This is a genomic window from Shewanella sp. MTB7 (genome assembly GCF_027571385.1).
Taxonomy (GTDB): Bacteria; Pseudomonadota; Gammaproteobacteria; order Enterobacterales; family Shewanellaceae; genus Shewanella.
Window position 1 is genome coordinate 998,205 of the sequence record NZ_CP085636.1, and the last position, 20,013, is coordinate 1,018,217.

At 42.7% G+C, this 20,013-nt stretch carries 17 protein-coding genes; 4 read left to right on the forward strand and 13 right to left on the reverse strand.

Annotation, left to right across the window (positions count from 1 at the left end; genetic code table 11):
* Positions 1-260 precede the first annotated feature (260 nt).
* The 3 genes from HWQ47_RS04040 to HWQ47_RS04050 all read right to left on the reverse strand — a co-directional run bounded on the left by HWQ47_RS04040 (position 261) and on the right by HWQ47_RS04050 (position 3,068).
* Positions 261-836: a TIGR04211 family SH3 domain-containing protein gene (locus HWQ47_RS04040; RefSeq protein ID WP_269969906.1), complete on the reverse strand. Its 576-nt coding sequence runs from the start codon at positions 834-836 to the stop codon at positions 261-263.
* 258 nt (positions 837-1,094) lie between these two features.
* Positions 1,095-2,363 (reverse strand): inorganic phosphate transporter, encoded by a 1,269-nt coding sequence (locus HWQ47_RS04045; RefSeq protein ID WP_269969907.1) that lies wholly within the window; start codon positions 2,361-2,363, stop codon positions 1,095-1,097.
* A gap of 24 nt (positions 2,364-2,387) precedes the next feature.
* On the reverse strand, positions 2,388-3,068 hold the full coding sequence (locus HWQ47_RS04050; RefSeq protein WP_269969908.1) for a TIGR00153 family protein: 681 nt from the start codon (positions 3,066-3,068) through the stop codon (positions 2,388-2,390).
* Positions 3,069-3,356: 288 nt separating this feature from the next.
* Here HWQ47_RS04050 and HWQ47_RS04055 point away from each other — a divergent pair, with 288 nt between their 5' ends.
* Positions 3,357-4,859 (forward strand): CYTH domain-containing protein, encoded by a 1,503-nt coding sequence (locus tag HWQ47_RS04055; RefSeq protein WP_269969909.1) that lies wholly within the window; start codon positions 3,357-3,359, stop codon positions 4,857-4,859.
* Positions 4,860-4,889: 30 nt separating this feature from the next.
* Here HWQ47_RS04055 and HWQ47_RS04060 read toward each other — a convergent pair whose 3' ends face one another.
* The 8 genes from HWQ47_RS04060 to HWQ47_RS04095 form a co-directional block, all read right to left on the reverse strand.
* Positions 4,890-5,693 (reverse strand): ion transporter, encoded by an 804-nt coding sequence (locus tag HWQ47_RS04060; protein WP_269969910.1) that lies wholly within the window; start codon positions 5,691-5,693, stop codon positions 4,890-4,892.
* A gap of 55 nt (positions 5,694-5,748) precedes the next feature.
* Entirely contained in the window at positions 5,749-6,081 is a 333-nt protein-coding gene (locus HWQ47_RS04065; protein WP_269969911.1) for a hypothetical protein, read from the reverse strand.
* 79 nt (positions 6,082-6,160) lie between these two features.
* Positions 6,161-6,814, reverse strand: a complete 654-nt coding sequence (locus tag HWQ47_RS04070) for a hypothetical protein (RefSeq protein ID WP_269971658.1) — start codon at positions 6,812-6,814, stop codon at positions 6,161-6,163.
* Between the two features lie 128 nt (positions 6,815-6,942).
* Complete coding sequence (locus HWQ47_RS04075; RefSeq protein ID WP_269969912.1) at positions 6,943-7,629, reverse strand: PspA/IM30 family protein; 687 nt, start codon at positions 7,627-7,629, stop codon at positions 6,943-6,945.
* A 75-nt stretch (positions 7,630-7,704) separates the two neighbouring features.
* Positions 7,705-8,118 (reverse strand): YjfI family protein, encoded by a 414-nt coding sequence (locus HWQ47_RS04080; protein WP_269969913.1) that lies wholly within the window; start codon positions 8,116-8,118, stop codon positions 7,705-7,707.
* A 121-nt stretch (positions 8,119-8,239) separates the two neighbouring features.
* Entirely contained in the window at positions 8,240-9,970 is a 1,731-nt protein-coding gene (locus tag HWQ47_RS04085) for a polyamine aminopropyltransferase (protein WP_269969914.1), read from the reverse strand.
* 79 nt (positions 9,971-10,049) lie between these two features.
* A complete protein-coding gene (locus HWQ47_RS04090; RefSeq protein ID WP_269969915.1) occupies positions 10,050-10,949 on the reverse strand; it encodes a DUF350 domain-containing protein in 900 nt (299 codons plus the stop codon).
* Positions 10,950-10,962: 13 nt separating this feature from the next.
* Complete coding sequence (locus HWQ47_RS04095; protein ID WP_269969916.1) at positions 10,963-11,922, reverse strand: hypothetical protein; 960 nt, start codon at positions 11,920-11,922, stop codon at positions 10,963-10,965.
* A 237-nt stretch (positions 11,923-12,159) separates the two neighbouring features.
* Here HWQ47_RS04095 and glnE point away from each other — a divergent pair, with 237 nt between their 5' ends.
* From glnE to HWQ47_RS04110, 3 genes are all read left to right on the forward strand, one after another.
* Positions 12,160-15,030, forward strand: coding sequence for a bifunctional [glutamate--ammonia ligase]-adenylyl-L-tyrosine phosphorylase/[glutamate--ammonia-ligase] adenylyltransferase (gene glnE / locus HWQ47_RS04100; RefSeq protein ID WP_269971659.1), 2,871 nt, complete (start codon positions 12,160-12,162; stop codon positions 15,028-15,030).
* Between the two features lie 189 nt (positions 15,031-15,219).
* Complete coding sequence (locus HWQ47_RS04105; RefSeq protein WP_269969917.1) at positions 15,220-15,963, forward strand: outer membrane beta-barrel protein; 744 nt, start codon at positions 15,220-15,222, stop codon at positions 15,961-15,963.
* A 124-nt stretch (positions 15,964-16,087) separates the two neighbouring features.
* On the forward strand, positions 16,088-16,453 hold the full coding sequence (locus HWQ47_RS04110; RefSeq protein ID WP_269969918.1) for a hypothetical protein: 366 nt from the start codon (positions 16,088-16,090) through the stop codon (positions 16,451-16,453).
* A gap of 73 nt (positions 16,454-16,526) precedes the next feature.
* Here the strand turns inward: HWQ47_RS04110 and HWQ47_RS04115 are convergent, their stop codons facing one another.
* Together HWQ47_RS04115 and HWQ47_RS04120 are read right to left on the reverse strand one after the other, a co-directional pair.
* Positions 16,527-17,318 carry an ABC transporter permease gene (locus HWQ47_RS04115; protein ID WP_269971660.1) on the reverse strand — a complete coding sequence of 264 codons (792 nt, stop codon included), beginning with the start codon at positions 17,316-17,318 and terminating at the stop codon, positions 16,527-16,529.
* Positions 17,319-17,698: 380 nt separating this feature from the next.
* Positions 17,699-19,942, reverse strand: coding sequence for a DUF6351 family protein (locus HWQ47_RS04120; RefSeq protein WP_269969919.1), 2,244 nt, complete (start codon positions 19,940-19,942; stop codon positions 17,699-17,701).
* Positions 19,943-20,013 lie beyond the last annotated feature (71 nt).

The following is a 20,013-nucleotide window of genomic DNA, read 5'->3' on the forward strand; positions in this document are numbered from 1 at the left end:
TCTTTTCAAAAAGAGTCATTTAATTAAGAGTAATAGAATGCTTGCTGTTTTTGTATACAATATTACATCCTTGAGCGGGATTATACGATCAAAATGTGATGAGCGACACTGTTGCGAGTGATAATGTGACTCTTGTTTGATTTGGCTTGAGTGGGATATGCGCAAGCTCGCGGTTTATCTAGGTTTTTTTGTTTGTAAATAAAAAGCCAGCATTTGAAATGCTGGCTTTTATCTCTGGAAAACTGAGGAGAACTTGCTGTTTACCAGCGGTTGTTTTGCTTACGTCTCGGTCTTGGCAGGTAAACTAAAATAACACCTATCAATAACCCAATAGCAGCGATGATACCGCCCTCTTGCCACATTTGGAAACGTTCATTCTTTTCAATGTTAGCGAGCTTGTGAGTGGCTCTGTCACGCTCTTGACTGGCTTGTGCAAGTGACTTTTCTGCCTGAGCTAATAGTGATTTAACCTGTTGGAGATCTTGTACATTAGTGTCACTTGATGTAACTACTTGCTCCAACTCTGCCTTGATTTTTGTTAATTCGGCTTGCACTTCTGGTAATAGCTTACGGAAGCTTTTCTGAGCGCTGATCATCTTAGTCTCAATCCAGCCTTCGCGACCCTTGTGATCAATTACTTTAGTATAATCGCCTTGAGTTTCACCTAATGCAGAGATCTCTTGGCCGGCTTCAATACTACCTAGAATACGAAATTGTGTACCAGGACCGCCATGAAGAAAGAGAAAAACGTCATCTGAGATATAACGGGTTTGGCCTGCAGCCAAAAGGCTTGGGGACAGCAATATCAGTCCCACTAGAGCAAGGATTCTTATCACTATAAATACTCATCAAAATAATATAGCCACATGCTAGGGATTTGCAGCGCTTTTTGCAAGACTTAGTAGCAAGAGTCGTAGCAATAGTTAGTCGCAAGAGTTCTGTTCGTTGATGGATGAAGCTTAAATCATGTTGAAAATTGTAAGTAGGGTTATGACACTGGGCATTTAGTTGCAGAAATATTGATGTGATTTAGGCATTAAAAAGGGAAGCCAATTGGCTTCCCTTTTTTCATTACACTTCATCTAAGGCTAAATTTAGCTAAAAATGCCTTTAATCATAAAGAAGAAGATAATTGAAAGTGCAGCTCCTGCAGGTAAAGTGACAACCCAAGACACAACAATATTCCTGACCACTCCCATGTTAATTGCTGCAATACCACGAGCCATTCCTACGCCTAATACAGCACCTACTAGTGTCTGTGTTGTGGAGATAGGTAACCCGGTTCCCGATGCAATAACAACAGTAGAAGCTGCTGCAAGTTCAGCGGCAAAACCACGACTTGGTGTCAAATGAGTAATATTCTTACCTATGGTTTGCATAACACGCTTACCAAAGAGAGCAAGACCCATCACGATACCAACGGCGCCGAGAGGTAGAATCCACCAAACTAATGGAGACTGACTCGCAATATTACCACCACTCTCAACCACGGATACTACCGCTGCTAGAGGGCCAATTGCGTTAGCTACATCGTTAGAACCATGAGCAAATGCCATACAACATGCAGTCAGTATCATTAAGATCGCAAAGACTTTCTCTACATTATCAAATTGATTTTGACGGCCAGCACCAGGATTCATCTTAAGACGCTTAATCGCGATCATACCGACAAAGCCAACAGCAATAGCAATTAATGCAGCTAAGCCATAGGCTTCAGCTGTGCTGAAGTGTATGCCCACATGCTTAAGACCTTTGGTTATGGTCACTAGTGACATCATAAAGCCTGCTAGCGCCATATAGAAAGGCACATAGCGCTTGGCGTTTGCCAGTGGATTATCGGTGTTGAATATGAGTTTTTGTACGCTCTGGAATATCAAAAAGGCGATAAAGCCAGATATTGCAGGTGTGACGACCCAAGAACCAACGATACCAGCAACCTTGCTCCATTCAACAGCTTCAGTACCCACACCTACCGCAGCGAAGCCAACAATGGCACCGATAATGGAGTGAGTGGTCGATACTGGCCAGCCGAGTGCTGATGCCACAATAAGCCAAATACCTGCTGCAAGTAGTGCAGATATCATGCCGTATACAAGTAGTTCTGGCGAATCAACAAAATATGCAGAATCTATGATGCCATTACGGATCGTACTGGTGACTTCCCCACCGGCTAAATAAGCGCCAGCAAATTCAAAAATCATCGCGATGATGATCGCTTGTTTAATCGTAATAGCGTTAGAACCGACTGAAGTTCCCATTGCATTGGCTACATCGTTTGCGCCAATACCCCATGCCATTAAAAAACCAAATGCGGCCGCAATTGCAATAAGCATTGGGCCGTTGGTGACTAATACATCAACCATGTTGTTACCTTGATAACTTTGTTGTTAGACGCGAGCTAGCATCAGCTCTAAGCGGGAACCTACACGTTCAGCAAGATCTGCTAAATCGCCAACCCACTCAATTATCTTATAGAGGAACATCACGTCTATAGGGTTCATATCGTTTTCGATAGCGAACAACTGGCGACGGATCTTGATTTGAAGAACATCCGTATCTTCCTCGATTTTATCGAGTTCAGCAATCATTTTAGCAACCAGGTCAACTTCACGACCGCGGAAACCAGTTTCTAAAAGATCATCGAGTTCATTAATAGCCTGTTTTGCAAGTGAAACTGCATCTAGGCAGCGTAGCAGGTAGGCGTTGAAAGGTTGTTGAATTGCTTCAGGGATCAGAAGCTGGCGACCGATGATACGGCCAGATATGTCTTTTGCCTTGTTAGCGATCTTATCTTGCTGGGTAAGAAGTTCCAGCAAGTCCGTTCGTTCGACAGGCATAAATAGACCGCCCGGAAGAGTGAGACGTATTTCACGTTTTAGTGAGTCAGCTTCTCTTTCCGTTGTACTTATTTGCTGTCGGAGCTCAATGGCACTGTCCCAGTTACCTGAGGTGGTAGCATTAAAAAATGGCACTAGAATCGATGCGCATTGGTGTACTTTATCTATATGCTCTTGTAGAGGCTTGATTGGCGATTTTGCAAACACGCCCAAAATAGAGTTTACTGGCATTGCCGTGTACCTATTTAGATTATTCCACTGTTGGAAAAAGCGGGCGCATATTAACTCAAGCGACCGCGTATTGAAACTGTGTTTTTGAAATAAAAACTAACTGTTTTTATTCTAAAGAGTTATATCTGAACTGCAAGTCGCAATCCTACGGTGAGTTTGTGACAGTAATATTACACTAAATTGATTCAATGAAGTTTTAATTAATTTTTAGTGAATCTTTAATGACGTCGCCCAAGTTCAACTCTGGTATTGTGTTTGATATCAGAAAATATAGTGAGCATTTGTCCGATGGACGCAGAGATAGAACTTAAGTTATTTATTCAACTAGAACAACAAGAAACCTTGATTCACTTACTCGATAATCTTCCCTTCTCTGAGCCGCAGTGGTGTCAGGATCTCTCTAATGCTTATTATGATACCGCTGACCTTCAACTCAGACGTTGGGAAATGGGATTAAGGGTTCGAGGTTGTAACGGGAAGTTAGAACAGACCATAAAAACAGCAGGTACCGTCGTTGGTGGCATACATTCTCGCCCAGAATTCAATGTGGATATAGATCAAACTATTCCAATTCTTTCGCTTTTTCCTGAAAAAATATGGCCAGAGCAGGCTGAAATTTCATCAGTGCAATCTGAATTAACCTGTTTATTTAATACCGACTTCTCTAGACGTACCTGGCATATTTATGTGGATAAAAGCCTGATCGAGGTTGCATTAGATATAGGTCAGGTAGCGGTAGAAATAGCCGGAGAGTTGCGAACTGAGCCTATTTGTGAGTTGGAGTTTGAATTAATAGCTGGTGAAGCTTTATCGCTGATTAAGTTGGGCATGCAAGTGGCAGAATCTTTGCCTGTTAGACTCGGTAAGGCGAGCAAAGCCCAGCGAGGTTACCGCTTAGCCGCACAAGCAAGCCCGCTCAGCTTAGAGGTTTTGGAGTTTATCTCCCTTAAGCCTGAGCAGGATTTGAAGCAAACCTTAATATCGCTGCTCAGTGTTGGCCTTGAGCGTTGGCAATTGTTGGAAGCGATGATCTTAGAGTCTGGCGCTGCACTCGATGTACAGACGCCCACTCTTTGTTATCGTTTAAGGGCCTGTATCCGCTTATTGCGATGTACCTTGGCTGAGTTTGATCTTCTTAATGCATCATTAGTGACAAAGTTCGATGGTATCGAAGCTCATCTTGATTTTGTTGAAGCCAGTTTAAGTTGTGTGGAGATACTTCAGGAAAATAGTATTTTGATCGCAAAACTTCCTCAACATACACAATTAAGTGAGTTAGTCGCAACTCAGTTAACCTTGCTAAACATCCCATTACGTATGGATAATATGCTGCAAGACCTTTGTTATGGCAGCTTACAATTGGCCTTGGTTGAGCTATTGTTTGAATTCAAATCAGGAAAGCAAACCATTATTAAAGACACTGTTTTGCAAGATTTTGCGGATAAGATGCAGGAGGTGTCCTGGTTAAGAATTGTTAACTTAATGCCGTTAACTATGGATCTAAGCAGCGCTGATTATCAAGCTTTTGCTCGTGCACTCGATGAGAGCGTGTTTGTTGGCGTGGCTTATGGTGAGCTTTATCCAGCTAAATCAAGAGATCAGTTTAGGTTGCCTTGGCAAGATTTGATACTCGGAATTAGAACGTTAGCCGCCTATCGGCAGTTGGGTGAATTAAGTCAGGAAAATGCTATCGATATCTCACAATGGCTGACCAATAAAGAAGATAGTTTGCTGTTTGCCATGGAACATTCGAGGCGCATTGCGCTAAAAAAGGAGCCCTATTGGCGTTAAGAATATTTTGGGAGGATTAATTTTCGGATTTTAACGGGAACGGTTTCGCTCCTGATTAAGATCATCTTTTAGTTCATCTATCTGTTTTAATAACATGCCTTGATTGGCTTCCATTCTCGTTAACGCTTCATGTAATTCACTGCGTATCTCTTTACTTTGGCTCTCAAATTTTTCTGCTTCATCGGGGGCGATAAAAATGGAAGCCATATAACCTGAGATGACGCCGAAGAAACTCACGCCACAAATTATCACTACACCACCGATAACATGACCTGAAGTTGTCACTGGATAATAATCACCATAACCAACCGTTGAAATAGTGACCAGAGCCCACCAGATTGCATTTTCTGCCGTTTGAATATTTGCATTGGGCTCCCCACTCTCTACGATTAAAATCAATACAGATGAGAAGGTTAATATGGTTACCATGGCGACCAATAAACTGGCTAACGTGGCCTGTTTTCGTTGCTTAACCATTGGAACAATAAAGGATTGTGCCGTTCTAATTAGACGTACTACGCGCAAAATCTGAAATAATCGAGCGAATCTTAAGGGCTCGATGGCCGGGATACTGGCGACAAAATCTATCCAATTATGCTTGATGTAATGGATTTTGTTATCGGATCTGAATAAGCCGATGAAGAAGTGGCTGAGAAATATGATGCAGATACCGAAGTCGACCGCAATGAGTAAGCGTTCTGTTTCGGGGGCGAGTGTTGAGAAGCTAAGTATTAACACCACAATGACAGAAAGGAGTGACAGGACCATCATAGCTAGCTGAAAAGGAGTCAATTCCTCTTCTGCATGGGGGAACCATTTTTTTCTTTCTGCCATGTTAACATCCGATTGTTTTATTCAGCTTATCGAGTCATATATCGTTAGATAGAGTCTACTCGTTTTTATCTCCGAAGTGGATTAAATCATCTAAAACATACTTCTTAATTTCGAGTTGATTTTCAGGAGATAAATTATATTTTTCGGCTAGTTGCAGATAATCATCAAGACTAAGTGAGACGGTAAGTCTGGGACGTTTAGGTCGCTTTGTGACAGAAAGCCCTAAAATAGTGCGGATCTGATCCGATGGGCTAAAGCCTGAATCTAGAGCAGCTTTACGGATAGAATACTGGAATTTTTCATCGAGATCGAAAGCCACTTGGGTTGCTTTTGCCGCCTTCTGATTCTGTAACCATTGTTCTGGTAGTGGGTGTTTCGGTTTAGTCATTCCGTTTACCTTTTAATTATTCTAATCTTGAAACTGAGGTTCCTAGGACCTAGGACCTAGGCCCTAGGAACTGAACTCGTTATTTCCCTGGCCAATAATCTCTAATATCGGATAAGGGGCGATATAAGGTTAACATGACATCGGTTTCCCCTCCGTCATAGACTTCAACATTAACGGCAAATTTTTCTTCATCATCAAGTAAAAGATATGATTCAAATGCGTCACCTCTGGCACCGTTTTCATCTTGAGGTGGTTTCTTATTTCGGTAGTCCTCTCGATGGAAATAGCCAAACTGAGCAAAATTAATTTGATGGTATTCTTTACCTAACCATTGCTCAAATTGTGTGGCTAGCTCATCGGGTAGGCTTTGAGTGGTAAGCGAGGCTTGCTCATCTTCTTCGAAAATAGCGCTAAACTGTTCGAGATCGAATATCTGTTCAACTTGACCACGATTGACCTTAATGGAGAATTCAAGATAGGTTTCATCATCTTCATCAAGTGAAAGAAAAATGGTGTCATTACCATGACCTTTAAGTACCCATTCAGCCTTTTGGTTGCGTTCATACTCATAAGTGTTGACGGATTCGACTCTTAGCTGTTGGCCTCGAAGTTGAGGCGGTAGAGCAAAGCTGTCATCGAGAGAGATCATATCGCCCTTCATGAGATGCGAAGGGTGATCGAGTTGACGTTTTGGCGCCTCTTTTTTACCGAAAAGGCCCTTTAAAAATCCCATCATCGGCTCCTGTTATTTTGAACTTCTAATACAAAAAGAGCGCTTTTCTTAAAAAAGAAAAGCGCTACTTATTAGCTACTGAATCTATTCGAGCGATTAACGCTGAATGTCTTCATTTGGCTCTATGGTTACTTACGCGCTTTAAGGCGGTCAAGTACAGCGTTGGCATTAGACTTTTGCTCGCCAATGCCTGCTTCTGCGAGTTTAGCGTGCAGCGACTTATCACTGTTTTCATCAGCAAGCTGCTCAGAGGCGATTAAACGGTCATCAAACTGCTGCTGACGAGCCTTGATACGCTCTAGTGAATCTTTAGCATTTAATAGCTTAGAGTTACTACCTGCGAAAGAGTCAGTGATGCTAGCCGTTGCCTTTTGAACACTTTCAGTGGTCTTAACCATGCTCAGTTGACGCTGGTAATCGGTTAGCTGACGTTCAGTTTTACGCACGAGGTCTTTAAGACGAGTAGCGTGGGCTGAGAAGCTAACGTTTGCACTTTCTTGCTCTGCAAGCTCTTGGTCTAGTTGAGATATCTTCTCAGCAACTTCCATTGCTAAGGTTTCATTCTCTTTCTCAAGTGCTTGAGTTGCATAACCTTCATGTTCGCTGATAGAACGTTTTAGACGATCAACTTCACGGCTAGCTTGCATCTCTTTAGCCATAACGTCAGTTAATTCACGTTTTGCTTTAGTCAGGTGATTCTCTGCATCACGGATCTCCTGTTCGAAGATACGGGTTGAGTTAGCATCAACGATGCTTTGACCAACTTCAGTAGCACCACCACGAAAAGCGGTTAAAATCTTGTTTAATATGCCCATTATGTGGCTCCTATTTGCGTTGTCCCAGCGATTTGATCCAAGACCAACAAATTAATAATTAAGTGGATAACAAATTTACTTTAAGAAGTTACTCATCTCATCGATGACTTCTAGGCAGTTATCGGAAAGAACTGAAAGCTCTTGTTCGATCTCCTGCATATTTGAGTGAACAGAAAGTGCACCATATACCACATATTTATCATCAATTTTTGCAAATGATGATAAGGGCATTGGGATGTTGAGCTCTAACATGGTCTCAAGCATCTCTACACGACATTCCTGATTAACTTCATCTTCGCCCCAAAGGTAACTGATGCAGAGAACTTGGTTATCTGTCACCGATACGAATACAGGGATCTCTTCGCGTCCAACGATATTGACCTGCAATACCTCGACTTCACCATTGATTGGATAGCAATCAAATTGCAAGCCTGTATGGCTCTTGTCACAAAGATCATTTAGATGGTTGGCAATAGTGTGAATATTCATATTTGTCCTTATGACATATTATGTCTGGAGTTAAAGATAGCATTGCGACATAATATGTCAAGTGCTATTTTTCAAAAAAGTAATTCGTCTTGGTTTTAGATATATCAGCTCAGTTGATAACTCAGAAGAGTGTCACTCCCTGATTTTCAGACCAAGCTTGTTGGTGATACTGGTACAGTTGCATCGAGCCTATTCGATTTGCTTCGATGTTGTCTATCTCTTGGTAGAAATTTCCTGGAAATTCGAAAGCCCCTTTAATAAGTCCTGGTGTTAACCAGTCATCCTCTATTGATAACTGCGCGATATTACTCAATCTTGCTTTAGCATTTTTACCAGATACCGTGGCTATACTCCAACCCCATTCACCAAAACTGGGTACGTTATGATGATATTGGCTGACATCGAAACCTGCCATAGATAAGGTTTTTCCTATGGATATAAAGGCCTTAGGAGCATGGTATGGCGAGGTTGATTGTATGGTTAGAGCACCGTCGGCACTTAAGAGTTCCTTTAACTTTTTATAAAAGAGATCTGAATAAAGTTTATTCAAGTCTGGATGACTCGGGTCGGGGAGGTCGACAATGATAGTATCGAACTTGTTACCTTCCCGCAGTAGGTCATCCACCCCGTTAAAGGCGTCATCAACGACAACCTTGACCCTAGGGTCATTGAGTGCATCACCATTTAGTTTGAGTAAGGTTTGGCTTAAACGTGTCGGCATATCCGCATCGTGAGAGGTGAAAAGCTCAAGCAGATCTTTATCGAGATCGATTAAGGTAACCGCCTTAGGATCCCATTTAAGGACTTGTTTTAGTCCTAAACCATCGCCGCCACCGATGATCAATACCTTGTCATGGCGAGCACTAGCCTCCATGGTTGGGTGAACCAGAAATGCATGATAAATGTGTTCATCTTCACTGGAAAACTGCAGTCGTCCATTAATATACAGGGAGTAAACAGGTGCTATACCAGTGCCTCTCAAACGTTCGGTAAAAGTCAGTTGTTGAAAGCGAGTAGATTTAGCGTAAATAACATTGTCTTTATAGAGTAAATTATTAAAGTTCTGTTCCCAACTCGGCCCATGCCACGCTAGCAAGAGCAATATTGCTGAGGCGAGAAAATGACCAATCAGTAGGGTTTTGACGAAACGAATACGATCCCAGAAGCGCCAGATAAAGATAAAGCCTGCCAGTAGATTAAAGCTGGCAGTTAATGCTGCTGCAAGCTGAATATCAATGGCGAGCATAAAACTGACCCAGATAGCAGCGCCTATGCCTGCACCGACATAATCAGCTCCATAAATGGTACCAGCATTATGCATTAAGTGCTCATCACACAGAGATTGGCGCACACGGGCAATAAGGGGGATCTCCATACCGATCATCAAGCCAAGTATCACGCCCCAAACATAAGGTAGATATTCACTTAGGTGCTGCATGAGGCCAATAAAGCCACCTTCAGGCAGTAGATCTGGCGGCAAGCCTAAAGTGCTGGCGATGATGAGGGGAAGTTGTTGACCGAAGCCGATAATGGCAGCGGTGATCAAGATTGCTAGCGAGCCACACAGGGCAACGCTGAGTTCAAGTACTGCGAAACCGGTAAAGGCGCAGCGTATTTTACGTGCAGCAAAGGCACCAACTCCCATCGACACGATCATGAGGCCAATCATGGTGTAGATTGCGGCTTCTAAAGCTCCGAGAATGCGTCCAGCATAGTGGGAAAGCAGGTATTCGTAGATTAGCCCACATCCCGCAAGTACGGCCATGATGCCGAGCAGTAGTGTGTCATCAAACCAGCTTAATTTTTTCTCTTTGGTGTTTCCAGCTAGGGCTGGCTCGGTTACTTCGCTCACTGAATTCTCACGTTTTGCAATTTGTAGATAGTAAAAAAGGCGACTAGATAGCCGCCCAAGATGTTAAATATTACGTTGGTTAAGCCATTAGGCTGGTGAGGATTAAGGCAATCGCAACACTTAACGCAAGCTCAACGGTGGCAACACCTATGTTATTTTGTTGCTCGACCTCTTCGGCCAAATTGATGTTAGCAAGTACGACTTTCTTGACTATCTTAATCAGTACGGTCAGTGCGATTAGCATGATAACTGAGAAGGTTAACCAACCAACTAAATTAGCAAGGTAAGCTTCAGGATTATAGATAATGAAGTGGCTAGCGGCATTAAAGCTCAGCGCCATCGCAAGCATGTAGCCGCTGTGACGAATGGCAACTGCTTTATGTCCCGCAACTAAAGCTTCTTGCATAGAGGCATTTTGATTACGTTTAGCGTAACGGAATTCGCGAAAACGCGTGAGTAATACCAACATCAGTTGAGAAATAGCAAAAGCGCTAAAGATGGCGATAAAGGTGTTCAGTGTCAGATCTTCAGCCCACAATAATACCGATCGAATGATTATCGCAGTGGCGATAGCAGCACTGGCGTCGACGATGGCCACTGAAATATTGCCTTTGAGGATAAGCTCATTCTTATTGAACTCGTTAAGGGCAATTTTATCGTGCAGGAATCGACCCAGTTTGATTAACATCAGACCGAATAAACCATAAGCCGTCATACCAATCGCTTCGACTAAATAGGAGTCAGCTGCTTCGCCTGTGATGGCGCCAGTGAGGACAATACCAAGCCCTGCAATAGCACCGGCCGTGCTGATCCCAAAAGCAAAGTTGTCTCTTTCTGAAAGCTCAACCCGGCTATCGACTTTAATACTCCACCCCTGAAGATAGCGCATAAAGGTCAGTAGAATAATCGCTATGGTTAAGTCTATGGCTAATATGATGACCAAGTCTTGCGTAATACCGAAGTTTTGAAATAATGTCATGTGCGTTCCTTATCTATTTTCCTCGGCGTACACCGCGAGTAGTGCGACTGTTTGAATTTCGGAAGTTACTGTTCTTAGAGTAATTAGAACGGAACTTACTGCCACTTTTACTACTGTTACCTACTGAACTAGCTTTAGGTGTGCTAGTACTTTGTCGGGATAAACTTGTCGAACCTGTACGCGTTTTAGCATAAGGGCTATCGAATTTCTTACCCTGAGAGTTAAACTGTTTTTTGGTCTTCTCATAGGTTTGTTTCTGAGAAGTAGCCTGCTTAGGTGAGGTATAGCGTGAACGACCGACGTCATTGTAATAGCTATAATTTCTTCGGCTAGACCAGCGATCGTAACCTATGGGGCCACGCATCACGTTGGAAAACATCGAATACATGCCATACCAAGCCCAAAAAGACATACCATTGGAACCCGTTTGCCAACTGCCATAACCCGGGTTACCGATAAGTTGGCTACCAGCACCGAGATCTTCGGAGCCATTGGCAAGTGCTGCAGCTTCTCGACTAATTGAGTTTACTCGACCTAAGGCGCCGTTAGACATGTCGGCAACCACGTTGAGTGGATCCGATAGCATATCGTTATACAGACTGGGATCTGCTGCTTGATAGATATTTTCAGCTTCGGCTAATTGTTGATCCAAATCTACATAATTTTGAGCATTGCTCAGCTCTTTATAGCGCCGAACCAAGGACATGTACATAGGCCCTTTAGTGGTCGCATCCTTTGCCAGCTCATTGAGTAATGGTGCCAGTTCCGTTTGCTGCTTAAGCAATACATTGGTGTACTGTTTAAGCAAGGTAGCGTTTCGGATCTGGCCGTTATCTAGCATTTGTCCTAGAGTGTCGATTCTCTTGCCAGCTAATTGCTCAAATTGAGCAATTCGTTCTGGCCTGTCATCACCACAACCGACTAAGGTTAGTAGCAATGTTAGTGTGAGAACACGTATAAGCATCGCTGCCATGTTTTCTCCATTTTTTAGGGTAGAGGCTAAATGAATTTTTTAGCTATCTATTTCATAACTTAATACATTTGGAATTAAGTTATAGTAACCTCTAGATTGAATGAAAAAGTAATCTTTTTTTATTTAACTTGTGTAAGGAGGCTCAAAAAGCCAAGACACTTACATTTTGGTTACCACCGAGACATATTATGTCTTAAATGATAATAAGTCGATTGCCATAAATTGTTAGGGATTATTATTACCATGGAAAATATCAGTAACAAGCCATTATCTGCCATTATTTCAGACGTTGCGGATCGTTACTGGCAGCGCATGAATGAAACATGGCCTGAGCTTGCTAATGAATTAACCACAGAACAAGCTCAAGAGCTTTATCGTATCATGGGGTTGAGTGATTTTATTGCAGAGCAGTTATGCCGCCACCCAGATTGGATTCTGCCTCTTTTTCATGGTGATCTTGAAAATCTTTCAAGGCAGGAGTTTGATAGCGATCTACATGCTCTATTGATTGATTTTTCCGGGGAAGATGACGTTAAGGCGATTTTAAGGCGTTATCGTAATAGACAGATGGTGCGTTTAGCTTGGCGGGATTTTTTCGGTTACGCTTCTTTACAAGATTCTCTGCTAGATCTTTCAGCCTTGGCCGAAGCCCTCATTATCTCAGCTCGCGACTGGCTTTATGTCCAAATGTGTAAACAATATGGAACCCCTTCTGACGAAGAGGGAAACCCTCAACCCCTTATAATCCTTGGTATGGGAAAATTGGGGGGGAGAGAGCTTAATTTTTCATCAGATATCGATCTTATTTTTACTTTTCCAGAACATGGGGAAACACAAGGCGCGCGCCGCGCCATTGCTAACCAAGAGTTTTTTATCCGAATGGGTCAACGCCTAATTAATTTGTTGCATCAAGTGACTGTGGATGGGTTTGTCTATCGGGTCGATATGCGCCTTCGCCCTTATGGTGAGAGCGGACCTTTAGTGGTGAGTTTTAGCGGCCTTGAAGATTATTATCAGGAGCAGGGAAGAGATTGGGAACGTTACGCCATGGTGAAAGCTAGGGCATTAGGACCTTGGACGTCACACTCTGATGAACTTCATTCTATGCTTCGGCCGTTTGTCTATCGTCGCTATATCGATTTTTCTGCGATTGAATCATTGCGTAAGATGAAGCAACTTATTACTCAAGAGGTGAGGCGTAGACAGCTGACCGACAATATTAAGCTAGGTGCTGGTGGAATTCGTGAGGTTGAGTTTGTTGTTCAAAGCTTTCAACTTATTCGTGGGGGGCGTGAGCCTGCATTACGTCAACAAAGCTTATTAGCTGCGATTGAAACGTTATACAATTTAGGTCAACTAGAGTATCTGGTTGTGGATGAACTCAAGCAGAGCTATCTCTTGTTAAGGCGAGTTGAAAACCTGCTTCAGGGGATTGGTGATCAACAAACACAGACCTTGCCAGATAATGGATTAAATTGGTATCGATTATGTCATTGCATGGGAATGGCATCGGAAGCTGAACTTCGTACTCACATTGAATCTTCGATGAGCAAGATCCATCGACATTTTCTCGATACCGTCGGCGGGAGAATAGAGGATGACACTGCTGAACTTTGGACTCAACAGTTGTGGCTTGCCTATGACGATGATGATGCGCAAAGCCTGATTAATGAGCAGATGATCGAAGATCCAAAGCTTTGGCCCCTGCTGAAGTCTTGGCGTGAGACTGTTGCAAATCGAAGCATTGGACCGAGGGGACGAGATACGTTAGACAAGTTGATGCCTTGGTTATTAAGAGAGATTACTCATCTAGATTCCCCTTCAAGCGCCCTAGCATCTGTTTCTAAAGTGATCGATCAGATCTTAACTCGTACGACCTATCTAGAGTTGCTTTATGAGAACCCCGGAGCGCGTCAGCAACTGGTGAGTCTGTGTTGTGCCAGCCCTTGGATTGCGAGCCAGCTTGCAAAGTTTCCTATGTTACTTGATGAGCTTATTGATCCTACTCAGCTCTATGATACCACCTCATTAGATGATTATGGCAGTGAGCTAAGGCAATATTTGCTTCGTGTTCCAGAGGAGGATATGGAGCAGCAGATGGAAGCATTACGCCAATTCAAGTTATCTCAACAACTTAAAATCGCCGCCGCCGATGTGACGGGAGTTTTGCCTGTGAGTGAGGTGAGTGACCACCTCACTTTCTTAGCTGAAGCTATTATTGAGCAGGTCGTGACGCAAGCGTGGCAACAGGTGAGTCGTCGTCATGGGAGGCCTGCGTATTTAGCGGAGGGAGTAACAGGTTTTGCGGTTATTGGTTATGGCAAAGCAGGTGGAATAGAGTTAGGTTATAGCTCAGATCTTGATCTGGTTTTTCTGCATAATTTTTCTCGTGAAAAATATCCGGAACAAGGTGAAACCGATGGCGATCGTCCTATTGAAGTCGGCTATTTTTACCTCAAGTTAGCCCAAAGAATTCTTCATCTCTTTTCTACTCGTACCACATCTGGAGAGCTCTATGAAGTGGACATGCGCTTACGACCATCGGGATCCTCCGGCCTGTTGGTGAGTGAAATGGAATATTTTGGAGAGTATCAAAGACAAGAGGCTTGGATCTGGGAACATCAAGCCTTAGTTCGTGCTCGCTTTATGTTTGGTAGTAATACTCTGTCTAGCCGTTTTAGTGAGTTAAGAGCGCAGGTCTTAGAATTACCACGAGATAAGTCTGAGCTGGCAAAAGAGGTGAGAGATATGCGCACTAAGATGCGATCTCACTTGTTAAAGGTAAAACCTGAGCTGTTTGATTTGAAACAGAGCCCGGGGGGGATTGCAGACATTGAATTTATTGCTCAATATCTAGTGTTAGCTAATACCCATGAATATAAGGAGTTATCGACCTGGTCTGACAATATTCGAATTTTTGCAAACCTAGGAGAGTTAACTTTATTATCAAATACTGATGCCGAAGCTTTGATACAAGCTTATCTGTTTTTACGTGATGAGAGCCACAGGCTGACACTTCAGCAGAAGCCGAGTGAAATTCCTGTTGAATTTGTTGAGGTTCACGCTAATCGTGTCATGGAAATTTATCAGAGGATATTAGTGAACTAAAGGTAATTCTGTTTGGGTTGTCATTATTGGCAATATTGCTTCGCATTATGCGGCAAGTTGTTTTCTCTTTGGAGTGAGAAATATTTAATGTGTTGAAAATACACTGAGTGTTTTGGTTGGCTCGACTATTGCTTTGTGTTTATAGCAATAATAGATGTTAGTAGGTCAACCATACGCTTGGAGTCGCCCATGAAATCAATGAAAAATCGTTCCTATTGCGGATCTATATCACCAGGACGTTTGGCCTTAAGTGTTATCTCTATTCCCAATAGACCAGCACAAACGCCCCATTGCCCAGCTAAACCAGCGAAAGAAAAAGCCACATTTCCTCTTATTTGGTTGTGCCTTTTAGGCTGTTTACTATTATGTAACAGTGTTATGGCTAACGATGTCAGCTGGAAGCTAAGAGGTTACTATCTTCAGCAATTGGCCGATATTGACGCTGAAGCGTTAGGTGAGAGTACAATAAATAGAGGCTTGGCGTTCAGAGTTAAGGGGGAGGCTAATCAATTCGAAATAGGTTATACAAGTCAGTCAAACTGGTTGGTGGCTTTTGAGCAACTCACACTGGGTGGGCAAAATGCTTTATTTACTGAGGTAGTAAGTTTAGATTCTGAGCTTCAGGATAGTTTTAATCAAGAGGTCGGGCAGTATTCTGGTTGGGGAGTTAAATTAGGGTACCGTTATGTTTTGAGCGATGTTCTGTTTGGTTCTCTCCATCTAGGAGGCTTTAACTGGGAGTTGGTCTCTTTAAACGCCAGTGATAAACAGAGACTTGAGCAGAGAGGTCAAAATGGAACCTCTCCTTATGTTGGATTCGGGATCGAGTATAGGATTAGTGAGCAGGCTAGTTGGGTCTTAAATTGGCAGCATGTTGAACTCAATAGTGATAGTTTCGATGACCTTGTTGTTAAACTTGCTTATTTATTTTAATTTGAAGCAGATAGCTTGATACTATTTGTTGCATATATTCATTAAGTTAAGATTTTACTGTATAGCATTTTAGATTATATTATTATCCATTATTGATACCTTGATGTTCTTTTAGGAAATGCAAATGGCGATTGGAAATGTTGGTACACTTGTTCCGATGAATGCTCCAAGTCATCTGATTTCGTCTCAGGCTCAAAGCGCTGTAGCTGTAGCGCCTAAAGCAGCAAATATGGCCGCAATCAAGGTTGAGTTATCTCCTGCTGCTATAAGTCTCAGTCAAAAAGAGGTTGCTGGGGACAAAGTTGAAAGCCAATTAACCTCAAAACAAGCTGAGACCGAGAAGTCTGATGGGGTCAAATCCTTTGCATATGGCGTTTTAGGCATGGATCATCCGGATCAGATAGATGCAAAAGAAGATGACTCCTATACCGCGGGCCAATTTTTGAAAGCGGCTGCTACGGTAGGTAGTGTTATTGCTCTTTTCATCTAGTCGATTTAGGCTATTTTCTCATCACTAGAGAGAGGATCTTTATCGGTAAAAACCAATACATTTCATTGATGAATTACTTTTTCCCTATCCCGATAGTGACCAAGCCAGTGTGAGTAATGCTCCTGTTAATGGACAATATTAATGAACTTGTTACTGAGACACTTAAAGTCACAAAAATAGCGACCAGAATGATGAGCTGATATTTCACGGCTAACATAGGGTCACTTCCCCCTAAAATTTGTCCTGTCATCATACCTGGTAACGTAACGAGACCCATGCTGGTCATCGAGGCCAATATAGGCGCTAAAGACTGAGATAATGCAGACTGCAGGAAGGGAAAAGCCGCTTGATAAGGTTGTCCACCCAGTGCTAATACTCCCTCATACTCCATCTTCTTCTCATCAAATGCCGTAAATAACCGCTGGAGAGCAACAATATTGCCGCTTAAAGAGTTTCCCAATAGCATGCCTGCAAGTGGAATTAGATATTGGGCATTGTAGACTGGCTGGGGTTTGAGTAGCAGTAGAAGTAAAATGAGCATCATAGGGACAACGCCTATGATGAGGCCTACAAGTACGGGGAAGTAAAGAACTCGTCTTGGGAGTTTCGCACTAGTTACAATGGCACTGGCACCGATGAGAATCATAATGCTTAACCATATAATATTGATCCATAAACTATCGAGAGAGAAAAGAAACTCCAGATAGAGACCAACCAAGATTAGCTGACAGATCATGCGGACGATCGAGACAAATATCTCTCGCCCCAAATGAAGCTTTAGCTTAACATTTATCGCGAAAGGGATGATCAGCACTGACATAAAAACAGCGAGTTGCCACCAGGTAATATCGATACTCGATCCCATCGTCATAGCGGCTCTAAATTGTCAGTAGAAGGAGAGAGTGATTTTAGGCGTAATTGATATACAGGTCAAAATGTTATCAAAAAGAGAGTCTGGATTCTCTGTGTTAGACTAGCTTTGAATTGGCTTACTTTAGATTGTAAGCGAAGACTAATTTCAGCCAGCTTTTGTTGTTTCAGTTGCACTCGTTGGCTGATAATTAACTTGAGTATTAGAAAGGTATAAACAAGCGTCACGGCTACCTAGTCTCTGTCTAGCCGATGTTATAGATAAATAATGCTTGATGTGGTTTATCTTTATGGAACAACTTATTGTTGTTAATCATGTAGTTAGTAGGGGTAGTGAAATAAATAGAGGGTTGGTGGCCCTCTATTTATTGTGTGTTACTGTTCAATCGTTAGGGGGGCAGATCTTGTTTGCTTCTGTAAAATGTCAAAGTTTTCTCTCGCTTGTAGACTGGGTCTTAAGCCAAGGTCTGGTCTGGCTATGTCGCCTTGAGAGTAGTCACAGACGCCATCAGGAAAAATGGCTTCCAGTTGCTTCTGATAGGGAGTGATTGAAACGGCGCCGTAAATACCTTGCTGTATCGCTTCGGCGACCGGCATTTGGCCACATTTAAAGATACTGCCTGCCCATGGGCCGCCGGCCTGAATCCGAATATTACTATAGATAGGGTAGATTTTGCTGCAAGGCCCTAAGGGGCGGTTATTCCACTCTCCATCCCATACATTGTCACCTTCGAATAATACTTCTCCATTACTATCTAAACAGATGTCATGCAGAGAGTCAGGTTTAGCGTTTACTGGATCCTTGTCATCAGATGTCCTTATGGCCATAAGCCAACGGTCTAAATAATTGACTCCCTTTGCTATTGGAGTGTGTTCTTTATGGGAAACCCAGATCACTTGATTATCGTTATGGCCTTGATATTCTTGGATTCTTAGGCGACTTTCAAATGAGGCGGCGGTATGGTGCATATTAAGATCATCTTCTAGATAGTGACGGATCTCCAAAATCGGGAGCTCAGCTTTACCAATGAAAATTTGCCCATATCGATAGCCATTATCGATAGCTTTTGAATCAGAAGATTTTCTTTTGGCGGTGTTAGGGGAGGGTTGGGTGATATTGTTTCGACTCCAAAGGCTAAGCCATAATGGAATCTTCATACCAAAAGGGGTAAAAGCACTCTCTTTTTTCATCTTTTCTTGGGGAAGCCAAGAGCCTATGTATTGGTTAAGCTTGATGAAATCTTTAATCGTTATATCCCCTTTTCGCAAGGCGAGTAACCCATATTGCACCCCTTCATTACCCCATGTAGTACGTGCAAAGCCATTTTTGTCGGTACCATAAATTTGAGCAAGATCTTGCCAGTAGGTCCAATTTACTCTCTCTTTGACCTCATCAGAAAAGTAGGGTTTCACAAAACCCTGTTTCGGGTTGTAGAAGAAGGTTGCCGCAAAAAACCAGGAGTAAACACATTCACTACTGCCATTAGGCATCGATGGCCAGGCACCTGCGACCATTTGATTGAGAGGGACTAAGAAGCTATAGGGATGCTCGAAATCATTGATCCCGTTCATTCCCTCAATATTCTCTCTTTGTTCCCAGTCGCGCCATTTTTTATTACCATTATCAGTCACATTAAAATAGTGCTGCAGTAGATCGCAATCGAGTACAAATATTGATTGAGACACCATGTCGGGGTAACTGTAGATAGGCATTAAACCATCGAGAACACCTGTGCTATTTTGTGCGATTAGGTATTGAGCAAGTGCTCCTCCCGAGCCACCTATACCTAATGTATAAAATGGTTGTCCATAAAGAGAGGTAAACTGCTTTTTTACCCGTCTAGCAATGTCTTCGGCGAGCAGCATGTTATAAGTGTAACTGGTGTTATTGCCACTGGAACCTATCACGGCATAGCCTTGCCTTAGCAGTGAATGTCGGCGGTTGATAAATCGATGGGCTCCCATACGTCCTTGACGAAACCCGATACTAGCACCGCCTTTAAATTGATAGATTAGCTTTTGATTCCAATAATCCTTAGTGTTTCTGTCTCCTACACTCTCTTGGGGGACTAACATTGTCATGTAGTAGATATAACGGTTGATGCTGCCTCTTTCTAAACGAAAGATCTCCGGAACCTCTTTGCTCTCTATGGTGGTTGTCGCAATCAGTTCTCTTGCTGGTGGGTTGTTAATATCATAATCCTTGATGATGTCGCTGCCAGCTTTTGCATAGAAATAATCGATCCGTGAAGTGATTAGGCAATCTTTACTGTAGCCAATAGGCTGGTTGTTATCGTCATAGATGGTGACGCCATCACCATCTTGATTATCGACAATAGGCTGCCCTAATCCTGCATCGACGGTCATGCAGTAAAAGGGATATTGACGCTCTCCTGCGTACAAAGCATCAACAGGACCAACCTCGCCTAGCGGAATTGGGAATGGAAACGTTTCATCGGGTCTTGGCGTTAAACTGATATGTTTTTCAACGGTTAAGATAGGTTTTTCTGTGCCCATTTGGGCAATGCCTTTGACCTGACGACGTATGAGAGGATCGGGTTCACAAGCGGTTAAAAGTGCACAAAATAACAGAATTGATGTGAGGTTTAGTTTAGCCATGACCTCCTCCTAAAAAGATGTTCCTTATCTATTAAGTCTTGTTCGATTCAGTGAAAATGCAAATGTTTTTG

Excerpts from the sequence above, each read along its gene's own strand:
- HWQ47_RS04060 (WP_269969910.1), bottom strand. The coding sequence starts at position 5,693 with ATGGCAGAAAGAAAAAAATGGTTCCCCCATGCAGAAGAGGAATTGACT.
- HWQ47_RS04080 (WP_269969913.1), bottom strand. The coding sequence starts at position 8,118 with ATGAATATTCACACTATTGCCAACCATCTAAATGATCTTTGTGACAAG.
- HWQ47_RS04045 (WP_269969907.1), bottom strand. The coding sequence starts at position 2,363 with ATGGTTGATGTATTAGTCACCAACGGCCCAATGCTTATTGCAATTGCG.
- HWQ47_RS04120 (WP_269969919.1), bottom strand. The coding sequence starts at position 19,942 with ATGGCTAAACTAAACCTCACATCAATTCTGTTATTTTGTGCACTTTTA.
- HWQ47_RS04055 (WP_269969909.1), top strand. The coding sequence starts at position 3,357 with ATGGACGCAGAGATAGAACTTAAGTTATTTATTCAACTAGAACAACAA.
- HWQ47_RS04075 (WP_269969912.1), bottom strand. The coding sequence starts at position 7,629 with ATGGGCATATTAAACAAGATTTTAACCGCTTTTCGTGGTGGTGCTACT.
- HWQ47_RS04050 (WP_269969908.1), bottom strand. The coding sequence starts at position 3,068 with ATGCCAGTAAACTCTATTTTGGGCGTGTTTGCAAAATCGCCAATCAAG.
- HWQ47_RS04070 (WP_269971658.1), bottom strand. The coding sequence starts at position 6,814 with ATGGGATTTTTAAAGGGCCTTTTCGGTAAAAAAGAGGCGCCAAAACGT.
- HWQ47_RS04115 (WP_269971660.1), bottom strand. The coding sequence starts at position 17,318 with ATGGGATCGAGTATCGATATTACCTGGTGGCAACTCGCTGTTTTTATG.
- HWQ47_RS04110 (WP_269969918.1), top strand. The coding sequence starts at position 16,088 with ATGGCGATTGGAAATGTTGGTACACTTGTTCCGATGAATGCTCCAAGT.
- HWQ47_RS04065 (WP_269969911.1), bottom strand. The coding sequence starts at position 6,081 with ATGACTAAACCGAAACACCCACTACCAGAACAATGGTTACAGAATCAG.
- HWQ47_RS04095 (WP_269969916.1), bottom strand. The coding sequence starts at position 11,922 with ATGGCAGCGATGCTTATACGTGTTCTCACACTAACATTGCTACTAACC.
- HWQ47_RS04090 (WP_269969915.1), bottom strand. The coding sequence starts at position 10,949 with ATGACATTATTTCAAAACTTCGGTATTACGCAAGACTTGGTCATCATA.
- HWQ47_RS04105 (WP_269969917.1), top strand. The coding sequence starts at position 15,220 with ATGAAATCAATGAAAAATCGTTCCTATTGCGGATCTATATCACCAGGA.